Genomic DNA, 20,916 nt, shown 5'->3' on the forward strand with positions numbered 1-20,916 from the left:
ATTTAGCCCTCCAACCTGACACGCGGATCGATCACGCCATAGAGAATGTCGATCACGAGATTGAGCAGCACGTACATGACCGCCATGGTCAGCACGAAACCCTGCACCGGCGCGAAGTCGGACGAGATCAGCGCTTCCACCGCGTAGGAGCCGATGCCGGGCCAGGCGAACACTTTCTCCACCAGCACGTTGGCCCCTAACAGGAACGAGAACACCATGCTGAGCGTGGTGATCACGGGCAGCATCGCGTTGCGGAACGCGTAGGTGATGATGACGGTCGCCGGCGACAGACCACTGGCGCGGGCCGTCCGCACGAACTCCGACGACAACACCGCCAGCATCGAGGCGCGCGTCATGCGCGCGATCGGCGCCAGCGAGAAGATCGCGAGCGTCGTCGCCGGCAGAATCAGCTGGCTCAGCGCGGAGCGGAACGCCTCGAAGTCGCGCGCGATCAGCGTGTCGATCAGGTAGAAGCCGGTCACCGTCGGCGGCGCGCTGGTGAACACATCGAGGCGACCGAGCGGCGCGGGTGACCAGCCGAGCCTGAAATAGAAGATATAGACCAGCACGAGGCCGGTGAAGAACACCGGCAGAGAGACGCCGGCCGTCGTCGTGACACGGCAGAGATGGTCGACCCATGATCCCGGCCGCGTCGCCGCCAGCACGCCGAGCGGAATGGCGATGACGACCGAGACGATGAGGCCGAGCAAGGTCAGCTCTGCGGAGGCCGGCAGGCGGTTGCGGATCTCGGCCGCCACCGGCTGTCCCGTGGTGAGCGAGTTGCCGAAATCGCCATGGGCAAGGTCGTTGGTGTAGCGGAAGAACTGCTCGATCAGCGGCCTGTCGAGGCCGAGCTTCTTGCGGATCTGCTCGACAGCTTCCTTGGTTGCCGCGGGCCCTGCGAAGTAGGCGGCGGGATCGCCCGGCAGCGCGCGCGTCAGCAGGAAGGTGACGATGACGACCCCGATCAGCGAGGGAATCGCGAACATCAGGCGCTTGCCGATCATGGTCAGCATGGAAAGACGCTCCTGGATGACGAACGAATCTTGCTAGCGGACAAGAGCGTTGCCCCGCGCTCCGCTGCGTTCCCTCCCCCCTTGCGGGGGAGGGTTAGGGAGAGGGGTGGCTCCGGGTGAGATCTGAGTTCGTGGCTACCCCTCTCCCCGCCCCTCCCCCGCAAGGGGGGAGGGAGTGAGAGGCCAGCGCCCGCCTCACTCCGAAATGCAGCTAGCGTCGCGGCCATGTCGCGCGCGCTCATGACGGCTCACCCCTTCACCAGCGCGCGGTAATCCAGCCTCCGGTGGAACCAGTATTGGTAGCCGCTGATGTTCTTCTGCATCGCGACGTTGACGAAGGGCTGGTACAGCGGGATGCGCGGGATGTCGGTGAAAGCGAGATCGACAAAACCCTTCACATCGGCATCGTAGGCCGCAGTGTCGCCGGTCGCAGCCGCCGTGCGCGCGCCGTCGATCAGTCTGTCCATCTCCGCCGACTTGTAGCTCATGGTGTTGAAGACGGAATTATTGCCGTGATAGCACCAGTAGAAGAAGTATTCGGGGTAATCGAGCCAGCCCGAGAACACGTTGGTGAAGAGCGGCATCTCCTTCTTGTTCAGCTCGGTGCGCCAGTTGGCGCCGGGCACCTTGTTGATGGTGGTCTTGATGCCGATCTGCGCCAAGCTCTCCTGCACCAGCACGCAGAGCGGCTCGTTGACGCCGGCGAAATTGAGATCGAAGGAGATCGTGGTCTCGAAGCCGTTGGCGAGGCCTGCCTCCACCATCAGCGCTTTCGCCTTCTCGATGTCGGTGTTGTATTTGTGCGGCTGCGGCCAGGCGACTTCGGTCGACTTGTCCTTGGGCGCGCCGAACATCGGGTTCGCGAGGCCGAACATCACCGCGTCCATGATCTTCTGATAGGGCAGTGCATAGGCCACCGCCTGGCGGACCTTGGGATTGTCGAACGGCGGCTTGGTGACGTTCATGCCGATATACTGGATGCCGTTGGAGAACGGCAGCGACACGACGTTGAGCTTGCCGTTCGCCTTCATCTCCTGAAAGTCCTTGTTGGGCAGCTCATAGGAGATATCGGCGTCGCCCCGCTCCAGCAGCGCGCGGCGGTTGCCGGCCTGCGGCACCATGCGCCAGATCACGCGCTTGATCTTCGGCAGCGGACCGCAGACCCAATCCTCGTTGCGCTCCATGATGACTTCGGTGCCGGCGGTCCACTTCGTCACCTTGTAGGCGCCGGAGCCCGCGGTCTGCTGCTTGGTGAATTCGAGACCCCAGGGGTCCTTCTCACTGGCGTTCTTCTTCACCAGCTCGGAGTTGACGATGCAGGGCACGATCACCGCGAGATCGGGGATCGTCAGCCTGTCCTTCTTCAGGAAGTCGACGCGCACGGTGTGGTCGTCGATCACGACGAACTGCTCGGGCTTTGTGAGAGAGCCCGCGCTCATCTGGAAAGTCGGGAAGCCGCCGACGCTGACGGCGCGGTCGAGCGACCACTTTACGTCCTTGGCGGTAACGGGCGTGCCGTCGTGGAATTTGGCGTTCTTGCGCAGCTTGAAGGTGACCGACATGTCGTCGATCTTCATGTCCTCGGCGAGCTCACCCTTGAACTTGTCGCGGTCGTAATAGGGCACGCCGCCGGGGCCGACCTTCATCTCGTGGCTGATCAGGCGGTCGTAGCAATTCCAAGACACTTCATAGCCGGGCACGTTGGTGCCGACGCCGTGGATGTCGAGATTGTTCGGGCCGCCTTCCGAGACGATCAGCAGCGTCTCCGAGCGCGCATCGGCGTAGGCGGACGAGATCACCTGTGGCATCGCCGGAAGCGCCGCGCCTGCGGCCAATCCGGACACGGACTTGAGGAAATCGCGGCGCTTCATGGAAAATGCTCCAACGCAAAAGTTTCTGGTTGGAACAGGGATTCGCAAGGTTCGTGCCAGCGCTTAACGAGGCTTTAATTTCCACATAAGGTACTGATTCTGAATAATATTTTTGACATTTCGGCGATCGATCGCGCTTCGGGCAGACCGGTCAATTGCATACAAAGGTGCGATTATGCTCCAAAAATAGGCTGAAAGATTGAGCGCTGCCGGATTGAGCAGGCCGTCGCAGATGGCCTGGGCGGTTCAGCCCGGCCAGATCAGATCCTGGAGTTCGACGAGATCGTTCGCCCTGTCCTGCCAGCCCTCGATACAGACGTGGCTGTTGAGGTCGCTGGCGCGGTGCAGCAGCATCAGCGCCATCAGCCGGCGCTTGAGCGCATAGTCCAGCTTCGCATAGCCAAAGCCCTCGAGCAGGCTGCGCACCCTCCCCGGCCGTCCGGCCGCCATGAAGGCGCTGGGGCCGAGCAGGTCGTAATCGCGCCATCCTGCGAGCACGTCGCCGAAGTCAAACAGGCCGGCGAGCGACCAGTTGCCGTCGTCGCAGGCGAGCAGGAAATTCTGGGGGATATATTCGCCCACCAGGATCACCGGCGGCGCATCCATTGGAATCAGCTCGGCTGCATCGCGCAGGAGATCGTCGAGGCCTTCGAGGAATTTCGGCGCAAGGCCAAGCCGCGTGTGCCGCGCCTTGCATCCCTCCATCTGGGCACGCATGAAGTCGTCCCAGCGCGGTTCGATCTTTGCGAGCGGCCCAAGCGGCGCGTGCTGCACGGCGGCGATGGTCTCGCCGATCTGGCGCAGCAGGCGCTCTTTCTGGTCTTCCGCCAGCTGCGGCCACACCTCCGAGCCGAGCGTGCCGGCAAGGCGCGTGATGATGAGGTAAGGCCAGCCGTCGCGCTCACCCTCCGCGACGATCTCCGGGATCGGCAGATGAAGGCGGCCGGCAAGCTGCGCCAGCGACCCGCGTTCGGAGACGAATTGCGCGCGCAAGAGCGGCGGGAAGATTTTCAGGATCAGCCGGTCATCGAGGCCGACGACGAGATTGGTGCCTGTTACAAACACGTGCGGCGAACTGGCATCGAGACCGTGGCTGCGCGCGACGTCTATCGCAATTCCCAGCCATTGCCGTGGATCAGAGCGAAAGACGCGAAAGCTGTCCGCATCGGCGAAAGCCGGCAACACGGCAGTTGTCATGGGCCGCTACCGGTCCGGGCTGGCGCGCTCGAACTGGCGCAGCAGCTTGTTGCCGCGCTCGACCGCGGCATCGAGCGCAGCCTGCGCGCCCTTCTGGCCGGTAAAGGCCTGCTCCAGCTCGTCCTCGATGGCGCCGCGGATCAGCACGAACGAGCCGAGCCGGATGCCCTTCGAGTTCTCCGTCGGCTGATGCAGCGTGATCTCCTCGAACGAGATCGCGGAGCCCGGATTGCGCTCGTAAAAACCCTGCGCGCGCGTCAGCTCGAAGGCGGCGCGAGTGATCGGCAGATAGCCGGTGTTCTGGTGCCAGGCGGCCTGCACGCCGGGCTGCGACAGATAGGCGAAGAACCGCGCCACGCCCTTGTATTCCTGGCGCGGGCGGTCGCGCAGCACCCACAGCGTGGCGCCGCCGATGATCGAGTTCTGCGGCGCGTTCTTTACATCGGGCCAGTACGGCATCATGCCGTAGCCGATATCGAATTTCGAATTCGCCTTGATGTCGGCCCGCGTCGCCGAGGAGCCGATGAAGATGCCGCATTCGCCCTTCTGGAAGCGCGGCTCGGCCGACTGCCCGCGGCCGCCGTAATCGAACACCTTGCCCTTCTGCCACTCGGCGAGCTGGGCGATGTGTTGCACGACGACCGGGTTGTTGATGGTCAGCTCGGCATCCAGCCCCGCAAAGCCATTGGTCCGCGTCGCGAGCGGCAGATTGTGGAAGGCGGAGAAATTCTCGATGTGGATCCAGGACGGCCAGGAGGTGGTGAAGCCGCAAGCCGCGCCGCGGTCGCGCAGGCGTTTTGCGGCAAGCCCAAGCTCGGGCCATGTCTTCGGCGGCGTCTCCGGATCGAGGCCCGCGTCGCGGAACATGGTCTTGTTGTAATAGAGGATCGGCGTCGAGGAATTGAACGGGAAGGACAACAGATTGCCGGCCGCATCGGTGTAATAGCCGGAGACGGCGGGAAGGTAATCATCCAGCGAGAACGGCTCCTTCATGTCCCGCATCATGTTGAACACGGGATAGATCGCGCCCTTGGCCGCGGTCATGGTGGCGGTGGCGACCTCGTTGACCTGGACGATCGCCGGCTGGCTGCGCGAGCGGAAGGCGAAGATCGCCGCCGTCACGGTCTCGGTGTAATTGCCCTTGTAAGCAGGCACGATGCGGTAATCGGACTGCGAGGCGTTGAAATCGGCGGCGAGCTTCTCGAGCTGCCGGCCGAGCTCGCCGGACATGGCGTGCCACAGCGCGATGTCGGTGGCGGCGCGCGCCTGAAGAGGCATTGCGAGGACGATGAAAGCGGCGAGGATCCGCAAAAGACGCGATGCTGAAATCACGATGGCTCTTCCCGTGGCGCGCGGCAAAAGGCGACCATACCTGCTTAAGGCGCGGCATTTCCCGTTTCAACCGGGAATGAACGGCGGCCGCGCCGCACAATCGCCCCGCCGGGTGCGGCGGGATGGCCTTCCCTTAACCATCTGCTAGATTGCATTGAACCTTTTGGCTTCGCCATAGACTCCACCACTGAGGGGTTGAGTGTGCCAGTGCTGAACCGTGCCGAACTCTCGCGGACCGGGGTGATCTTCGTTGCGCTTCTGCTCGCGGTATGCGCGACGGGCGCAGCTGCGCGCGAATTCCGCGCCGCCGACACCCAGACCGAGGACTACCCGACCGTCCAGGCGCTACGCTACATGGGCGCGCTGATCGCCGAGCGCACCGGCGGCCGGCACGAGATCAAGGTGTTCCACTCCCGTCAGCTCGGCGAAGAGAAGGAGACCATCGAACAGACCAGGGTCGGCGCGATCGACCTCAACCGGACCAATGTGGCGCTGATCGGCAACTTCGTCCCGGCGATGAACGTGCTCGCCATGCCGTTCCTGTTCCGGTCCATCGAGCACATGCAGAGGGTGCTGGACGGGCCGATCGGCAGCGAGATCCTCGGCAGTTTCGAGCCCTACGGCTTCGTCGGGCTCGCCTTCTACGATTCCGGCGCGCGGTCGATCTACAACGGCGTCCGTCCGATACGGAGTGTCGCCGACCTCAGGGGATTGCGGATCCGGGTGCAGCAGTCGGAGTTGATGAGCGAGATGATCCGCTCGCTCGGCGCCGAGCCGGTCGAGATGCCCTACGGACAGGTGCTCACCGGACTTGCCAACCATCTGATCGACGGCGCCGAAAACAACTGGCCATCCTTCGTGACGACAGACCATTACAAACATGCTGGCCACCTCGCGCTCACCGAGCACACGATGAGCCCGGAAGTGCTGGTGATCTCGCTGAAGGCCTGGAAAAGCCTGTCGGCGGACGACCAGCAGATATTCCGCGAGGCCGCGGCTCGCTCCAGCCGGTTCATGCGCGAGAAGTGGCGCGACCTCGAGGAGCAGTCGCAGCACAAGGCTGAAGCCGCCGGCATCACCGTCGTCAAGGACATCGACCGCAAGCCGTTCGAGGAGGCGATGGCTGCGATCTACGCCAAGGCTGGGCGCGATCCCGCCGCGGCCGCGCTGATCGAACGCATTCGCAAGGTGGAGTGAGCCGCTTGGCTGCACTTGGACACAGCGAGCACGCAGACAGGCCGCCCGGCCCGCTCGGGCGGCTGCGCGCGCGTCTGGTCGGCATGCTCCGCGCGGTGCCGATCCGCTGGCGCATCCTGTCGATCGCGGCGCTGAACTCGGCCGTGGTCGTGGTGCTGGTGGGGCTGATCTGGAACGGCACGCAGGTGCTGGGCTCGGCCTGGGGCGACGTCCGCCAGGTGCGCGAGTCCGACCGCATCCTGGCGCTGCTCGAAAGCGAGACCGGGCGCCTGCACAATCTGATCCACCGCTACATCAACCAGCCGAGCCCGGACCTGTTCGCCGAGATCCTGCTGCTGCGCGAGGCGGTGCTGGGCACGCTGACCGACCGTGCCGCCAAGGACCCGATGCTGTCGGGCTCGGTCGAGGAGCTGGAGCGCACCACCGACCGCTTCCTCAACGGCTTCGGCGAGCTGCGTAGCGTGCAGGCGACCATCGCCAAGACCTATGAGGAGCAGGTGCAGGGCCCGGCCCGGGACATGGCCGGTCTCTATTCCATCATCGAAGGCGCCACCGGCCACCGCGACGCGCTGATCTGGCCCTCGCTCGGCAAGTCCCGCGAGGCCTTTACCGCGATGCTGGTGGCCGCCAACTCCTACTATCTGTCGCTGTCGCCTGGTGCCGCCGACGACGCGCGCCGCAACACCGAGACGATCGAGAAGACCATTCCGGTCATGATCGATCTCGCCGACAACGACCTGCAGCGCATGGCGCTGCAGCGGCTCGGGACCCGCACCATGGCGCTACGCGAGGGTTTCGCAAAACTCTCCGAGCAGCTGACGAGCCGCACCGAATTGCTGCGCAACACCATCGACGCCAGCCAGGCCGAGGCGATCGGCGCCATCGACGACCTCTCCACCAAGATGCGCCAGCGCGAGCAGAAGGCGCAGGAGACGTTTGATCGTACCCTGGCCGATATCTCGCGGCGGGTGCTGTCGATCGCGGTGATCTTCCTCGGCATCATCCTCACCGCGGGCGTGCTGATCGCGCTGTCGATCCGCCTGCCGCTGCAGCAGATCATGACCGCGATGCGCGCGATCACGCTCGGCGACCTCGACCGCGAGGTGCAGGGCACCAAGGCACGCGACGAGGTCGGCGCCATGGCGCGCGCGGTCGAGGTGTTCCGCGAGAACGCGATCGCGAAGCGCGAGACCGAGGACGAGCTGCGCGCGTCCAAGGAGAAGGCCGAGAGCGCGCTGCTCGAGCTCAACACCGCGCAGCAGAATTTGATCGACGCCGAACGGCTGGCGGCGCTGGGCGGCCTCGTCGCCGGCGTCGCGCACGAGGTCAACAACCCGATCGGCATCAGCCTGACCGTCGCTTCCAGCTTCGCCCGGCGCACTGAGATCTTCGAGGCCCAGCTCAAGGGCGACGGCGGCCTGCGCCGCTCGCAGCTGGAGGAGTTCGTGCAGTCCTCGCGCGACGCCTCGCAGCAGCTCGTCGCCAACCTCACCCGCGCCGGCGAGCTGATCCAGTCGTTCAAGCAGGTCGCGGTCGACCGCTCGCACGCCGAGCGGCGGCAGTTCTCACTCAGCGAAGCTACCGACCAGATCATCGCCAGCCTGCGTCCGGTCCTGAAGCGCTCGCCGATCACGCTCCAGGCCGACGTGCCCGAGGGGCTCCTGCTCGACGGCTATCCCGGCTCCTACGGCCAGATCCTGACCAACCTCTTCCTCAACGCCGCCAACCACGCCTTTGCCGACGGCCGCGCCGGCACGATCACGATCTCGGCGCGGCCGCGCGGGACCGACGACATCGAGATCATCTTCGCCGATGACGGGGCCGGCATGACCCCCGACGTGCAGCGCCAAGCCTTTGACCCATTCTTTACCACCCGGCGCAATGAAGGTGGTACGGGACTCGGGCTTCATATCGTCTATAACCTTGTCACCCAGCAGCTCGGCGGGCGCATGATGCTGGAATCCAAGCTGGGACAAGGCACTACTTTTCGCATTATCATGCCCCGGGTCGCCAAGGGCGGCGCGCAAAGCACAGAGACTGACGGGACTTCTCAATGGCCGAACAGGACGATGTCCTCCACCTGATCGACGATACCGGTACCGCACCGGAGGACCAGAACGCACGGAAGTGGAAGATCGCCGTCATCGACGACGATCCGGCCGTGCATGACGGCACCCGCTTCGCGCTGTCCGACTACAGCCTCAACGGCCAGGGTCTTGAGATCCTCTCCGCGCATTCCGCGGCGGAAGGTCGCAAGCTGATGGCCGCGCATGGCGACATCGCCGCCGTGCTGCTCGACGTCATCATGGAGACCGATGTCGCCGGCCTCGAGCTGGTCGAGTTCATCCGCAACGAGCTCAGGAACGAGACCGTGCGCATCATCCTGCGCACCGGACAGCCCGGCCAGGCGCCGGAGCGGCGCGTGATCGTGCAGTACGACATCAACGACTACAAGGCCAAGACCGAGCTCACCGCCGACAAGCTGTTCACCTCGCTGACCGCGGCGCTGCGCTCCTATCAGCAGCTCGAGCGCATGGTGCAGACGCGGCGCGGGCTCGAGATCATCATCGACGCCGCCTCGACGCTGTACGACTTCAAGTCGATGCAACGGCTCGCCGAGGGCGTGCTGACCCAGCTCGCCTCGCTGCTCAATGTCGATTGCGCCGGCATACTGGTGCTGCGAGACAATGGCGGCGTGGACCCCGAGCTCTCCGTGCTCGCCGGCAGCGGCTGCTACAGCCGCTTCATCGGCACGACCTCGTCGAAGGCGCTCGACCCCGATCTGCGGACGATGGTGGAGGCCGCGTTTCAGGGCCGCAAGAACGAATTCGCCGACCACCGCAGCGTGATCTATCTGCGGACCGGCTCCGGTCGCGAGGTGGTGGTGCTGCTGCAGGCCGAGCGCGAGCTGTCCGAGACCGACCGCTCGCTGGTCGAGATCTTCTCCAGCCGGCTCTCCATCGCCTTCGACAACGTCATCCTCTACCAGCAGCTCCAGGACGCCAACACGCAGCTGGAGGACCGTGTCGCCCAGCGCACCCGCGCGCTGATGCAGGCCAACCGCCGCCTCTCTGCGCAATGGCTGCGGCTGCAGCGCGCCAACGGCTTCAAGAACGAGATTCTGGGCACCGTCGCGCATGACCTCAAGAACCCGCTCGGCGTCATCCTCGGCCGTACCGAGATGCTGAAGGAGCTGATTTCGACCGGCGCCTCGTCCGACGGCGTGGTCGCCCAGGTCGATCACATCCGCGATGCGACGAAGCGCCTGACCACGATGGTCGATCATCTGATCTCGGACGCAATGGCCGATGCCTTCGACATCACCATCCGCCGCGAGCCGGTCGACGTCGCGGCCCTGGTGAAAGAGGTGGCCGACGCCAACCATCCGCTCGCGGTCAACAAGCAGCAGGCGATCAGCGTCACGGCGCCGCCCAACATCGTCACCATGTGCGACACCGACCGCATCCGCGAGGCGATCGACAATCTGATCAGCAACGCCATCAAATACTCACCGATCGGCGGCAAGATCATCGTCGCCGTCACCCATGAGGCCAATGATACCGTCGTCCGCGTCAGCGACGAGGGCGCCGGCCTGTCGCCGGAGGATCTCGGCCGCCTGTTCGGCCGGTTCCAGCGGCTGTCGGCCAAACCGACCGCGGGCGAGAGCTCGACGGGGCTTGGGCTTTCCATCGTCAAGCGTATTATCGACATGCATGGCGGCGAGGTGACGGCCGAGAGCGACGGTCCCGGCAAGGGATCGACCTTCACCATCACCCTGCCCGCGACCGAGTTGCCGTGATTCGAGTACCGAGATCTGAGTGATATGACCCAAAGCCAGCACATCATGATCGTCGACGACGAGGCCCCGGCCCGGGAGATGGTCGGCGATTACCTCAAGATGCACGGCTTCACCGTGACGCTGTGCGACGGCGGCAAGAGCTTGCGCACCGCGATCGACGGCAGCATGCCGGACCTCGTCGTGCTCGACCTCAACATGCCCGAGGAAGACGGCCTCTCGATCATCCGCGACCTCAAGAGCCGCATCAACGTGCCCGTGATCATGCTGACGGCGACCGCGAGCCCGATCGACCGCGTCGTCGGTCTCGAGCTCGGCGCCGACGATTACGTGGCAAAGCCGTGCGAGCTGCGCGAGCTGATGGCGCGCATCCGCTCGGTGTTGCGGCGGAGCACGCCGGTGAAGGCGGTCGAGACCGCGCCCGCCAAATCGGACAAGGATCAACTGGTGCGCTTTGGCACCAAATGGCTCGACCTCGAAGCGCAGGCCTTGCGCGACGACGAAGGCAACGAGCATCCGCTCACCGCCTCCGAGTTCGGGCTGCTGAAAGTGTTCGCGGCCAATCCGAAGCGCGTGCTGTCGCGCGAACGCCTGCTCGAACTGGCCAATGCGCGCGACGCCGAAGCCTTCGACCGCGCCGTGGACCTGCGCATCATGCGCATCCGCCGCAAGATCGAGCCCGACCCGACCAAGCCAGCCGTGATCCGCACCATCCGCGGCGGCGGCTATCTGTTCTCGCCCGCGGGCGAGAAGGCGTAAGGCGGCCGAGCACGCGGTGCCGTAGGGTGGGCAAAGCGAAGCGTGCCCACCATTCTCTCCATGGCGAAAAGAACGTGGGCACGGCGCTTTGCGCCTTTGCCCACCCTACGAGATCGTCGTCCTGGCTGCGCGCGCCCCACGACGACAGTACTGGGCGTCGCGCGGCCGAACGCAATCCCCCGAAATACGTTCCCGGCGCCACCGTCCGCGTCAAAATCCCCACCCCCGTATTTTCCGTACATTGAAATTCCACGGCTTTTCGCCCCGAATGTTTCGTCGCGGCCTGTCCGACGAAACAATTTGGCGGCGCACGAAACCATTTTCCGCTTTTGGTGCAGACGTCCCGAAACGTTCGCTGATTAACACTTTGGTCCAAGGAAACGCCGCTCGGTTGCGGCGCTACGGGGAGCAAGTCAATGCCGAACGTCATCGCCATCAACGCCCAAGCCAGCCAGAGCATCATTGCCGCTCAGGCGACCTCGGACGACATGCTTCTTGAAAGCATTGCCGACGGCAACCGGACGTCGATGCACATCCTCTATTGCCGGCACAATGTGCGGGTTTATCGCTTCATCCTGCGCATTGTGCGTGACGCGACCACGGCGGAAGACCTCGTCAGCCAGGTGTTCCTCGACGTGTGGCGCACCGCAGGCCAGTTCCAGGGCCGCTCGCAGGTCTCGACCTGGCTGCTCTCGATCGCGCGCTTCAAGGCGCTGACCGCGATGCGCCAGCGCCGCTTCGAAGACATCGACCAAGACGACGTGCGCCAGATTCCCGACGATGCCGAGACGCCCGAGACCTCGCTCGACCGCAACGACACCAGCGCCATCCTGCGCGCCTGCGTGCAAAAACTGTCGCCCGCGCATCGCGAGATCATCAACCTCGTCTACTACCATGAGAAGTCGGTGGAGGAGGTCGGTCAGATCATCGGTATCCCGCAGAGCACGGTGAAGACCCGGATGTTCTATGCCCGCAAGCAACTGGCCGATTTGCTTAAGGGCGCCGGCGTCGACCGTTTCGCCGCATAAGGCCAAGGATTTCAATTGGATAGGACCGGACTTTCGGCCCTGCCCTCGGACACGGAAGTGTTACCGCCGACGAAACAATTGAAACAAAGCACAACATCACGCGGAAAAACTTCCCTCCTATAAAGCTCACATACGGTTTCGTTAAACCTCCCAAGACCTCCAGCGACCCGGACGGGATGCCCCCCCTCCGGGTCGTTTTGTGTTTGGGGATGGCTGAGGTCCCGCTTCCTGCTGGAGTGAGGTAGGCACCACTCTCTCATTCCCTCCCCCCTTGCGGGGGAGGGGCAGGGAGAGGGGTACCGCACGGGGGCTCTCTCGATTTGTGCGTACCGCGATCGCGTAGACCATTTCCCGGGGCCACCCCTCTCCCCCGCCCTCCCCCGCAAGGGGGGAGGGAGCGCACCGTCGCCGTGGCCGACTGGGTTGCCTCGCAATGCCGCCCGGTACGCCCCACACCAGGCAGCCGCCCCCTCACGAAGACGTGACGCCACGTAACAACGCGTGCATCCATCCCGAACTGCCCTCGTGACCTCCTTCACGAGTACCCGATGCTCGAACTTGTCTTCGCCGTCCTTGCCGGCATCCTGACCATCGCCGCGCCCTGCACGCTGCCGATGCTGCCGATCCTGCTCGGCGCCTCGATCGGGCGGGTGGGGCACTTGCGGCCCGCGATGATCGCGCTCGGCTTCGTCGTCTCGTTCTCGGCGACCGCGCTGCTGTTGGGTGCGATCACGCAGGCATTCGATTTCGATCCGAACGTGCTGCGCGAGGCCGCGTCGATCCTGCTGCTCGGCTTCGGCTTGCTGATGCTGTGGCCGGCGCCGTTCGAATGGCTGTCGATCCGGCTCAACGGCTGGCTCGATCTCGGCAATTCCGGCGCCGTGCAGCGCGAGGGCGCGCTCGGCGGCCTCGTGCTCGGCACCACGCTCGGCCTGGTCTGGACGCCCTGCGCCGGTCCCGTGCTCGGTTCGATCCTGACGCTGGTCGCGACGTCGAAGAACGCCAGCTGGGCCGGCGTGCTGTTGATTGCCTATGCCATCGGCGCAGCGATCCCGATGCTCGCGATCGCCTATGGCGGACAGGCCGCGACCACGCGGGTCCGCAGCCTCGCGCGGATCTCGCCGCGGCTGCAGCAGGGCTTTGGTGTCGTCGTGATCGCCTTCGCGGTCGCGGCCTATTTCCAATACGACACGCTGATCGTGGCGTGGCTCACCGGATTCTATCCCACCGGCCAGATCGGCCTGTGATCATCCCTCATCTTCACCGGAGGACGCTTCCATGACTTTCAAACTGCTCGCTGTCTCCACCGCATTGATCGGCATGGCCGTGACAGGCGCCGTCATCCCCGGCATCTGCGACGAGGCCGCGCGTGCCACCCCTGTCGTCACCGCCGCCGCAAGCCAGCAGGCCGCCCCTGATTTCACCGGCATCAACAATTGGTTCAACTCGAAACCGCTCAACATCGCCGACCTCCGCGGCAAGGTCGTGCTGGTCGACTTCTGGACCTATGGCTGCGTCAACTGCGTCAACACGCTGCCGCACGTCACCGATCTCTACGCCAAGTACAAGGACAAGGGCCTCGTCGTGGTCGGCGTGCACACGCCGGAATTCCCGTTCGAGCGCTCCGCCGCCAACGTGCAGGCCGCACTGAAGCGCCACGGCATCACCTATCCGGTGGCGCAGGACAATGATTCCAAGACCTGGAACGCCTACCAGAACCAATATTGGCCGGCGCAATATATCATCGACCAGAACGGCAAGATCGTGTTCCAGCACGAGGGCGAAGGCCGTTACGATGAGATCGACCGCACCGTGGCAAAGCTGCTGAACGCCAATAGCTGAGGCCGCATGCTGCACGAGCGACTCGATTTCGGCGCCGTCGTCGATTTCCAACAGCGGCAGCACCACTCTGTTCAACGGAACGACGACAGCGTCATCCACGCTTTGTAACGTGCAATACCACGTGCTCCAGAGCGGCACTTGGCACGGCTGTCAGTCCCAGATGTCTGCCAGCAGTTCGGGGGGCCTTTAACTGAAAATTAGTCATTCCGGCCAGGATGCTTGTGTTTCTATAGATTGCTGAACGCGCTCGACATGGCATTCTTGGCGCAAGATCGCGAGGGCATTCAGGGAAAGTTCGGCCCCATGAGCACCATTGCCACCACAAACGTTTCAACAAACGACGCGCTGCTTTCACTAATAAGGTCTGCATCCGCCGGCAGTTCCGGCGGAGCTTCAATCGCATCGGCTGGTGCTGCTCGTTTTCCATCCGACCGCGTCGAACTCTCGGATCGTGCTCAACAAATTCTCGAACGAAACAGGGCTGATCAGACGGCCGCAGACAAGCTCACCCAATTGATCCAAGATTTGAGAAGTCGGGGCTCCAAGGGCAAGACCACAACCTATTCCGACTTGGCGAAGATTTCCGGACCAGCAGATGCTTCGACGACCGGAGATAAGACGGTCGATGCGGTCAAGGCGATGGCAAAGATGCCGGAATTTCGTTCAGCAGTGAACGGTCGCGCCGACGATACCGTTCGGGCGCTCGTGCGTGATGGCAAGGTCCCGCAATTGCCCCTTCACCTGACTGATGCTCAGGCGGCGCAGCTCAGCGAGAAGGAGTTGAACCTTTTTGAGATCGTTCCGGGTGTGCAGGGCCTTTACGATGCGATGCCCAAAAGTCTCGACGACGCACTTTCTCAGCACGTGAAGCAGGTGATCGACGGGTATCCGGACATGATCAACCAGATGAAAGCCGACATTGCCGCAGGAAAGCTCCCTGGTGAATACGGGGAGAAACAAGTGAGCCGCTACGAGTCGGAGCTTGCAGCCGCGCGGGGCGGCACGATGAAGATTTCCGCCGAGACTGACACACGTCTGGTTAGGGGCAAATCCGAGTTCACAATGCAGCGCGACGCGATTGGATACAGCGGTCGGGGTCAGACGACGACGACTTCAGACTGGAATGCGATCATCAAAAAATATGGGACCGAGAATATTCAAATCGGATCGGGCCCTTATACGCCTGGATGGGTGATTACCTGGTAGCTTGTTCTTGATCGGATCTTGGCACGCGACTGGCCGTTCGTTGTGATCACTGCTCCACCGGCCATCGCGATGCCTGGGGCGGTGAGAATCCAGGCGATGTAGCTCGCGGCCCAATACGCAACAGCTATGATTTGAAAACCTCGCTATGCTGCAGCTTACGCAACCTCCCCTTCTGCGTTTGAAATTGCAGCGAATCGCCTAGAATCTGCCTCTCCTCGATGCCCTCGAAGCGCAGTCAACTGGCAAATTGACCACACCGATCCGGGCGGTGCCCCGTGCTTAAATAGTGCCCAGGCCCATGTGATTCGGTGGTGAATGGAACTTGAGCCGGCCCTAACGGCGATCGACCGCGCAAAGAATATCGCGGACCTGTCGGATGTGCTGAATCACTGGCGCGACGAAAGCGGCCTCGCGCATCTCGCCTATCATGCCATCCATGTCCCGACTTGCGACAAACCCAACCCCGTGTTGCTGCTCACCTATGACACAGCTTGGGTCGATCGCTACATCACCCAAGATTACTTTCAGATTGATCCCGTGGTCGCCGCGGGCCGGAAGAGCGACCTGCCAGTTGACTGGTTGAGGGTCGATCACGAAACGCCCGCAGCGAAGCACTTCTTCGCTGAAGCCGAGAGCCATGGCGTTGGCCGACACGGCTTCACAATGCCGATCCGAGGCCCGTTCGGGGAACGCGGCCTTTTCACGATCACCTCAAACGAAAGCGACGAATATTGGCACCGCTGGCGCTATGCGCACCTGCGCGACTACGCGCTCCTTGCCCACTTCCTCCACGACAGGGCCATTACGCTCGCCGGCCTTCGTTACACGCCAAGACCACGGGCCCTCTCGCGCCGCGAGCAGCAATGCCTCAAGCACCTCGCAAATGGCGACACTCCTCAGCAAATCGCAGGGCTGCTGAATATCTCCGCCGCGGCCGTCCACCTGTACCTGCGATCGGCGCGGGACAAACTCGAATGCAAAACCATCGAGCACGCCGTCGCAAAGGCCGTCTGCCTCGACTTCGTGCAGTATGGCGGAGCCTGAACGCCAATAGTTGATGCCGCATGCAGCGGCTTTCCGATGTCGCTTGACTCCACGGACCCGTCCGTGGAGTTTCGCGCCGACGAAATCAGCCGCCCACAATGGACGACGCGACCACCAGCACCGACATTCGCCTTCGCGAAGGCGCCTCGATCGCGCAGCGGCTGGTCATGTCCGGCTTCGCGGCCGCCGTGGCGCTGTGCTTCACGCCGGGCCTGTTCACGCACGACATTTTGGAAGTGATCGTCTCGGTGGCCGCGCTCTTCGTGGGAGCAGCGTTCGTCGTCGGCATCATGCTGGCGCCTGCGGTGGTGTGGATCATCACGCCGAACGAGATCCTGATCGGGCAACAGCGCCCGTTCGGAAAACTCCGGACCAGGATCGTCGCGAAAGACGACATCAGGGGACTACAGGTTCCCGGCAGCAAGCGGGCAAAAGCCCGTTTCCAGCTGGCCTTCACGTTGGCCTCGGGGGAGCGCCTGACGTCGCCGCCGATCTCGGACGTCACCCATGTACGCGACACCGTGGCGCGGATCGCCGCGCAGTTCGATGTCCCCGACGTCGAGTCACCCGTCAATCCGCTCGATGCCAGCAATCCCGAGATGCGTCTCGGCGAGCCGCTCGAGGCGTTTTCCGCGCGGGACATCAGGATCGTCGCGCTGATCGCCGTCGCCTTGTCCGCCGTTCCCTACGCCTACAAGCTCTGGCGTGGATGGCCGCCAAGCCATGTCGACATCCTGCTGCTGCCGCTCGGCGCGCTCGCCGCATTCGCGGTTTACAGATACGCCAACCTCGTGACCGGCGCGTTCTGGATCATCCGCGAGAGCGATATCCGCGTCGAGCGCCTGTGGGGCGACGGCACGCCGCGCGCCGACCATATCGAGGGCCACGACGTGAAGACGATCACCGTCGACCGCCGCGGCCGGTCCGAGGACGAGCACTGCATCGTCACGATCCGGTTGCGCTCGGGGCGCCGCTTTCGCAGCCCACGAATCGGGTCGCGGATCGAGGCCCGCGCGGTGGCGACCGAAATCGTCCGGCGGCTCGGGATCGCGCCGGAGAACAACAAGATTTAGCTCTCCCCCCTTGCGGCGTTGCGATCGCATTTCAAGGTGAGCTGACAAAGTCGCCTGCGGCCATCCTTCGAGACGCCCGCCTCCGGCGGGCCCTCAGGATGAGGACGGAGTGCGTGGCGGCAATTGCGACGGGCACCGATGCGTCTTCGCCGCATCCTGAGGAGACCGCGAAAAGCGGTCGTCTCGAAGGACGAGGCGCGAACTCAGGCCGCCGCCAAGCAAGCGGGGGAAGGAGCGCACCGGCCTTTGCGGCCGCGATCTAGGCTTTTCGCGCCATCCCCCGTTTGTGGCATTGCGAAGTGCCCGTCAAAAAACCAAAGCATTCTCGTGACATACCAGCCGGGCGCGCCATCAACTTGCCATGAACATGCCCCTGAGATTTGATGGTTCCGAATGATTTTCGCTGTGGCAGCGGGGAGAGCTTAAAATGACGGATTATCGTCGCCTGACCGGGGCGTTCATCGCGGCGCTGGGCCTGGTCCTGACCACCTCATACGCCTCCGCCCAGCAGCCCGACCGCGGCGACGAGCCGGGTCTGGTCGCCGACGACGGCTACCAGCTCGAGCCCGAATGGCAGAAGCAGGTGGTCTACTTCCGCACCACCGAGACGCCGGGCACCATCATCATCTCGACCGCCGAGCGACACCTCTATCTGGTGCAGCCGGGCGGGCGCGCGATCCGCTACGGCATCGGCGTCGGCCGCGATGGTTTCCAATGGCAGGGCCTGGTGAACATCACCAACAAGAAGGAGTGGCCGGACTGGACGCCGCCGCCGGAGATGATCCAGCGCCAGCCCTATCTGCCGCGCTTCATGGCTGGCGGCCCCGGCAATCCGCTCGGCGCCCGCGCCATGTATCTCGGCACCACCGTCTACCGCATCCATGGCACCAATCGTCCCGATACGATCGGCACCAAGGTGTCCTCGGGCTGCTTCCGTCTCGTCAACAATGACGTCGCCGATCTCTACGATCGCGTCCCTGTTGGCACCAAGGTGGTCATCCGGCAGAAGCCCGAACTCTGATCTTCCTCGCCTTAGCGAATAGTCCTTTTCCCGATTTTTTCGAGAGAGCAACATGATGCGCACTTTTCGAGGCGGCCTGCTGATCGGGCTCGCGGTTGCCGTGCTGGTCGGCGTCCTGGCGGTGATCTACGAGTTCTACGATACCCGCACGCTGAAGCGCACCGTGCGCCGTGGCGAGGTGCTGTGCGGCGTCAACAAGGGCCTGCCGGGCTTCTCGATCCCCGACGACAAGGGCAACTGGACCGGCTTCGACGTCGATTTCTGCCGCGCGGTGGCCTCCGCGATCTTCAACGATCCGAACAAGGCGAAGTTCGTTCCGCTCGACGCCGGCGAACGCTTCAAGGAATTGCAGAGCCGGAAAGTGGACATCCTCTCGCGCAACTCGACCTGGAGCATGGCGCGCGAGCTCGACTACGACCTCTATTTCCCGGCGGTCGCCTATTACGACGGCGCAGGCTTTATGCTGCCGCGTTCGCGCAACAAGGAGACGTCGCTGGACCTGACCGGCAGCAAGGTCTGCGTCCAGTCCGGGACCACGACGGCGCTCAACGTCGCCGACTACTTCCGCGCCAACAACATGAAGTATGAAGAGGTGAAGTTCGACAAGCTGGACGACGTCGTGAAAGCCTACGACACCGGCAAGTGCGACACGCTCTCCGCCGATGTCTCCCAGCTCTATGCGCTCAGGCTGAACCTCGGCAAGCCCGGCGACCACATGATCCTGCCGGACATGATCTCCAAGGAGCCGCTCGCACCCGTGGTGCGCCAGCGCGACGACGACTGGATGATGATCGTGAAGTGGACGCTCTACGCGATGATCAACGCCGAAGAGCTCGGCGTGACCTCGGAGAACATCGACGAGGCCCTGAAGTCGAAGAAGCCGGAAGTGATGCGCCTGGTCGGCACCGAGGGCAATTACGGCGAGCAGCTCGGCCTCACCAAGGACTGGGTCGTCCGCATCATCCGCAACGTCGGCAATTACGGCGAGATGTACGAGCGCAACATCGGCGAGAAGTCCAAGCTGAAGATCCCGCGCGGCATGAACCAGCTGTGGAATGCCGGCGGCGTGCAGTACGCACCGCCGGTGCGGTAAGGACGGTCTAACCGCCGTCATTGCGAGCGAAGCGAAGCAATCCAGAATCCCTCCGCGGAAACAGTCTGGATTGCTTCGTCGCATCGCTTCTCGCAATGACGAGATTGGGGCACGAGCTTTCTCCACCTTCTCAACTGTCATCGCCCGGCTTGACCGGGCGATCCAGTATTCCGAGACGTCAATCGTATGCGGACAGGCCGCGGCGTACTGGGTCGCCCGGTCAAGCCGGGCGACGACACCGCGTGTGAGGCGCGCCCCTCGCGCCTCTCCTCAACTCAATACCCCCGCGCCCTTGCCAGCTGCTCGGTGTGGTAACTCGCATCACCGAACAACTCCTCGCACACGCGTGCGCGCTTCATGAAGAAGCCGATGTCGAACTGGTCGGTCATGCCCATGCCGCCATGCATCTGCACGCCCTCCTGCACCGCGCGCGTGGCGGTGGTGCCGGCGCGGGCTTTTGCCACGGCGACGCTTGATGCGGCCTTGGCGACGTCGGCATCCAGTGCCTGGAGCGCCTTCATCGTGGCGGCGCGGGTGATCTCGATGTCGACATAGAGCTCGGCGGCGCGGTGTTGGAGTGCCTGGAATTCGCCGATCAGCTTGCCGAACTGCTTTCTATTCTTGAGGTACTCGACGGTGCGGTTGAAGACTTCTTCGCTCAAGCCCACCATTTCGGCGGCGACCGCGCCGCGGCCGATGTCGAGCACGCCGTCGAGCAGCGCTGCGCCCTGATCGACCTCGCCGAGCACGCTATCGGCGTTGACCTCGACATTGGCAAGCTCGATCCGCGCCGCGTTGTGCGCATCGACCATGATGGTGCGCTCGATCGCAACGCCCTTGGCCTTGGGATTGACCAGGAACAGCGTCAGCCCTTCACGCTCGCCGGCGGCGCCAGCGGTACGCGCCGCGACGATGAAGAGGTCGGCAACGTGACCGTCGATGACCAGCGCCTTGGCGCCGGAGAGCTTGAAGCCGTTGCCGGCGCGCACCGCCTGGAGGCTGGTCTGGAGCGGGCGATGCTTGGCGCCTTCGTCGATCGCGAGCGTCGCGAGCAGCGAGCCGTTGGAGATTTTCGGCAGGTGCTCCGACTTCTGCGCGGCATTGCCGCCGCGGTTCAGCGCGGAGGCTGCGACGACGCTGGTGGCGAGGAACGGCGACGGCATCAAGGTGCGGCCGATCTCCTCCATCACGACACCGGCCTCCATGAAGCCAAGACCGCTGCCGCCGAACTCTTCCGGCACCAAGAGGCCGGCAAAGCCCATCTCGGCTAAGGAATGCCACAGCTCCTTGGAGAAGCCGGTCGGGTCCTTGGCGTCGCGTAGGGATCGCAGGTGCGACACCGGCGCCTTGTCGCTGATCAGCCCGCGCGCTGAGTCGCGGAGCATCGATTGTTCTTCGGTGAGGACGAGGGCCATGTGCGTGTTTCCGATTCGAAGATCTA

General features: G+C 63.9%; 17 protein-coding genes. 12 read left to right on the forward strand and 5 right to left on the reverse strand.

The features are described from left to right. Nucleotides 1-2 precede the first annotated feature (2 nt). The 4 genes from AC5ZFO_RS14550 to ugpB all read right to left on the reverse strand — a co-directional run bounded on the left by AC5ZFO_RS14550 (nt 3) and on the right by ugpB (nt 5,395). On the reverse strand, nt 3-1,016 hold the full coding sequence (locus AC5ZFO_RS14550) for an ABC transporter permease (protein ID WP_282522441.1): 1,014 nt from the start codon (nt 1,014-1,016) through the stop codon (nt 3-5). Nucleotides 1,017-1,264: 248 nt separating this feature from the next. Further along, a complete protein-coding gene (locus AC5ZFO_RS14555; protein WP_282522442.1) occupies nt 1,265-2,887 on the reverse strand; it encodes an ABC transporter substrate-binding protein in 1,623 nt (540 codons plus the stop codon). A 246-nt stretch (nt 2,888-3,133) separates the two neighbouring features. Beyond that, nucleotides 3,134-4,084 (reverse strand): aminoglycoside phosphotransferase family protein, encoded by a 951-nt coding sequence (locus tag AC5ZFO_RS14560; RefSeq protein ID WP_282522443.1) that lies wholly within the window; start codon nt 4,082-4,084, stop codon nt 3,134-3,136. 6 nt (nt 4,085-4,090) lie between these two features. Then, complete coding sequence (gene ugpB / locus AC5ZFO_RS14565; protein WP_282522638.1) at nt 4,091-5,395, reverse strand: sn-glycerol-3-phosphate ABC transporter substrate-binding protein UgpB; 1,305 nt, start codon at nt 5,393-5,395, stop codon at nt 4,091-4,093. Between the two features lie 222 nt (nt 5,396-5,617). Between ugpB and AC5ZFO_RS14570 the strand changes: the two genes are divergently transcribed. From AC5ZFO_RS14570 to AC5ZFO_RS14625, 12 genes are all read left to right on the forward strand, one after another. Continuing rightward, the gene (locus AC5ZFO_RS14570; protein ID WP_282522444.1) at nt 5,618-6,613 is read left to right on the forward strand and encodes a TRAP transporter substrate-binding protein; all 996 of its coding nucleotides are present in this window, start codon (nt 5,618-5,620) and stop codon (nt 6,611-6,613) included. An 83-nt stretch (nt 6,614-6,696) separates the two neighbouring features. Then, entirely contained in the window at nt 6,697-8,697 is a 2,001-nt protein-coding gene (locus AC5ZFO_RS14575; RefSeq protein WP_223154137.1) for a sensor histidine kinase, read from the forward strand. Beyond that, nucleotides 8,667-10,412, forward strand: a complete 1,746-nt coding sequence (locus AC5ZFO_RS14580) for an ATP-binding response regulator (RefSeq protein WP_282522445.1) — start codon at nt 8,667-8,669, stop codon at nt 10,410-10,412. Before AC5ZFO_RS14575 ends, AC5ZFO_RS14580 begins: the two co-directional genes overlap by 31 nt. Nucleotides 10,413-10,436: 24 nt before the next feature. Then, nucleotides 10,437-11,168 (forward strand): response regulator, encoded by a 732-nt coding sequence (locus tag AC5ZFO_RS14585; protein WP_041957018.1) that lies wholly within the window; start codon nt 10,437-10,439, stop codon nt 11,166-11,168. Nucleotides 11,169-11,584: 416 nt separating this feature from the next. Continuing rightward, nucleotides 11,585-12,196, forward strand: a complete 612-nt coding sequence (locus AC5ZFO_RS14590) for a sigma-70 family RNA polymerase sigma factor (RefSeq protein WP_028151983.1) — start codon at nt 11,585-11,587, stop codon at nt 12,194-12,196. A 548-nt stretch (nt 12,197-12,744) separates the two neighbouring features. Continuing rightward, nucleotides 12,745-13,443, forward strand: coding sequence for a cytochrome c biogenesis CcdA family protein (locus AC5ZFO_RS14595; protein WP_282522446.1), 699 nt, complete (start codon nt 12,745-12,747; stop codon nt 13,441-13,443). Between the two features lie 31 nt (nt 13,444-13,474). Then, nucleotides 13,475-14,038, forward strand: coding sequence for a thioredoxin family protein (locus AC5ZFO_RS14600; protein WP_282522447.1), 564 nt, complete (start codon nt 13,475-13,477; stop codon nt 14,036-14,038). A 303-nt stretch (nt 14,039-14,341) separates the two neighbouring features. After that, on the forward strand, nt 14,342-15,244 hold the full coding sequence (locus tag AC5ZFO_RS14605; protein WP_496122190.1) for a hypothetical protein: 903 nt from the start codon (nt 14,342-14,344) through the stop codon (nt 15,242-15,244). A 315-nt stretch (nt 15,245-15,559) separates the two neighbouring features. After that, nucleotides 15,560-16,288: a helix-turn-helix transcriptional regulator gene (locus AC5ZFO_RS14610; protein ID WP_282522449.1), complete on the forward strand. Its 729-nt coding sequence runs from the start codon at nt 15,560-15,562 to the stop codon at nt 16,286-16,288. 98 nt (nt 16,289-16,386) lie between these two features. Beyond that, entirely contained in the window at nt 16,387-17,361 is a 975-nt protein-coding gene (locus AC5ZFO_RS14615; RefSeq protein ID WP_282522450.1) for a hypothetical protein, read from the forward strand. A gap of 427 nt (nt 17,362-17,788) precedes the next feature. Further along, nucleotides 17,789-18,382 carry a L,D-transpeptidase gene (locus AC5ZFO_RS14620; protein WP_282522451.1) on the forward strand — a complete coding sequence of 198 codons (594 nt, stop codon included), beginning with the start codon at nt 17,789-17,791 and terminating at the stop codon, nt 18,380-18,382. Nucleotides 18,383-18,437: 55 nt separating this feature from the next. Then, nucleotides 18,438-19,475, forward strand: a complete 1,038-nt coding sequence (locus AC5ZFO_RS14625; protein ID WP_282522639.1) for an amino acid ABC transporter substrate-binding protein — start codon at nt 18,438-18,440, stop codon at nt 19,473-19,475. A gap of 275 nt (nt 19,476-19,750) precedes the next feature. On the opposite strand, the gene AC5ZFO_RS14630 is transcribed toward AC5ZFO_RS14625, so the two are convergent. After that, a complete protein-coding gene (locus tag AC5ZFO_RS14630; protein ID WP_282522452.1) occupies nt 19,751-20,890 on the reverse strand; it encodes an acyl-CoA dehydrogenase family protein in 1,140 nt (379 codons plus the stop codon). Nucleotides 20,891-20,916 lie beyond the last annotated feature (26 nt).

It is taken from the genome of Bradyrhizobium sp. Unk1 (assembly GCF_059512345.1).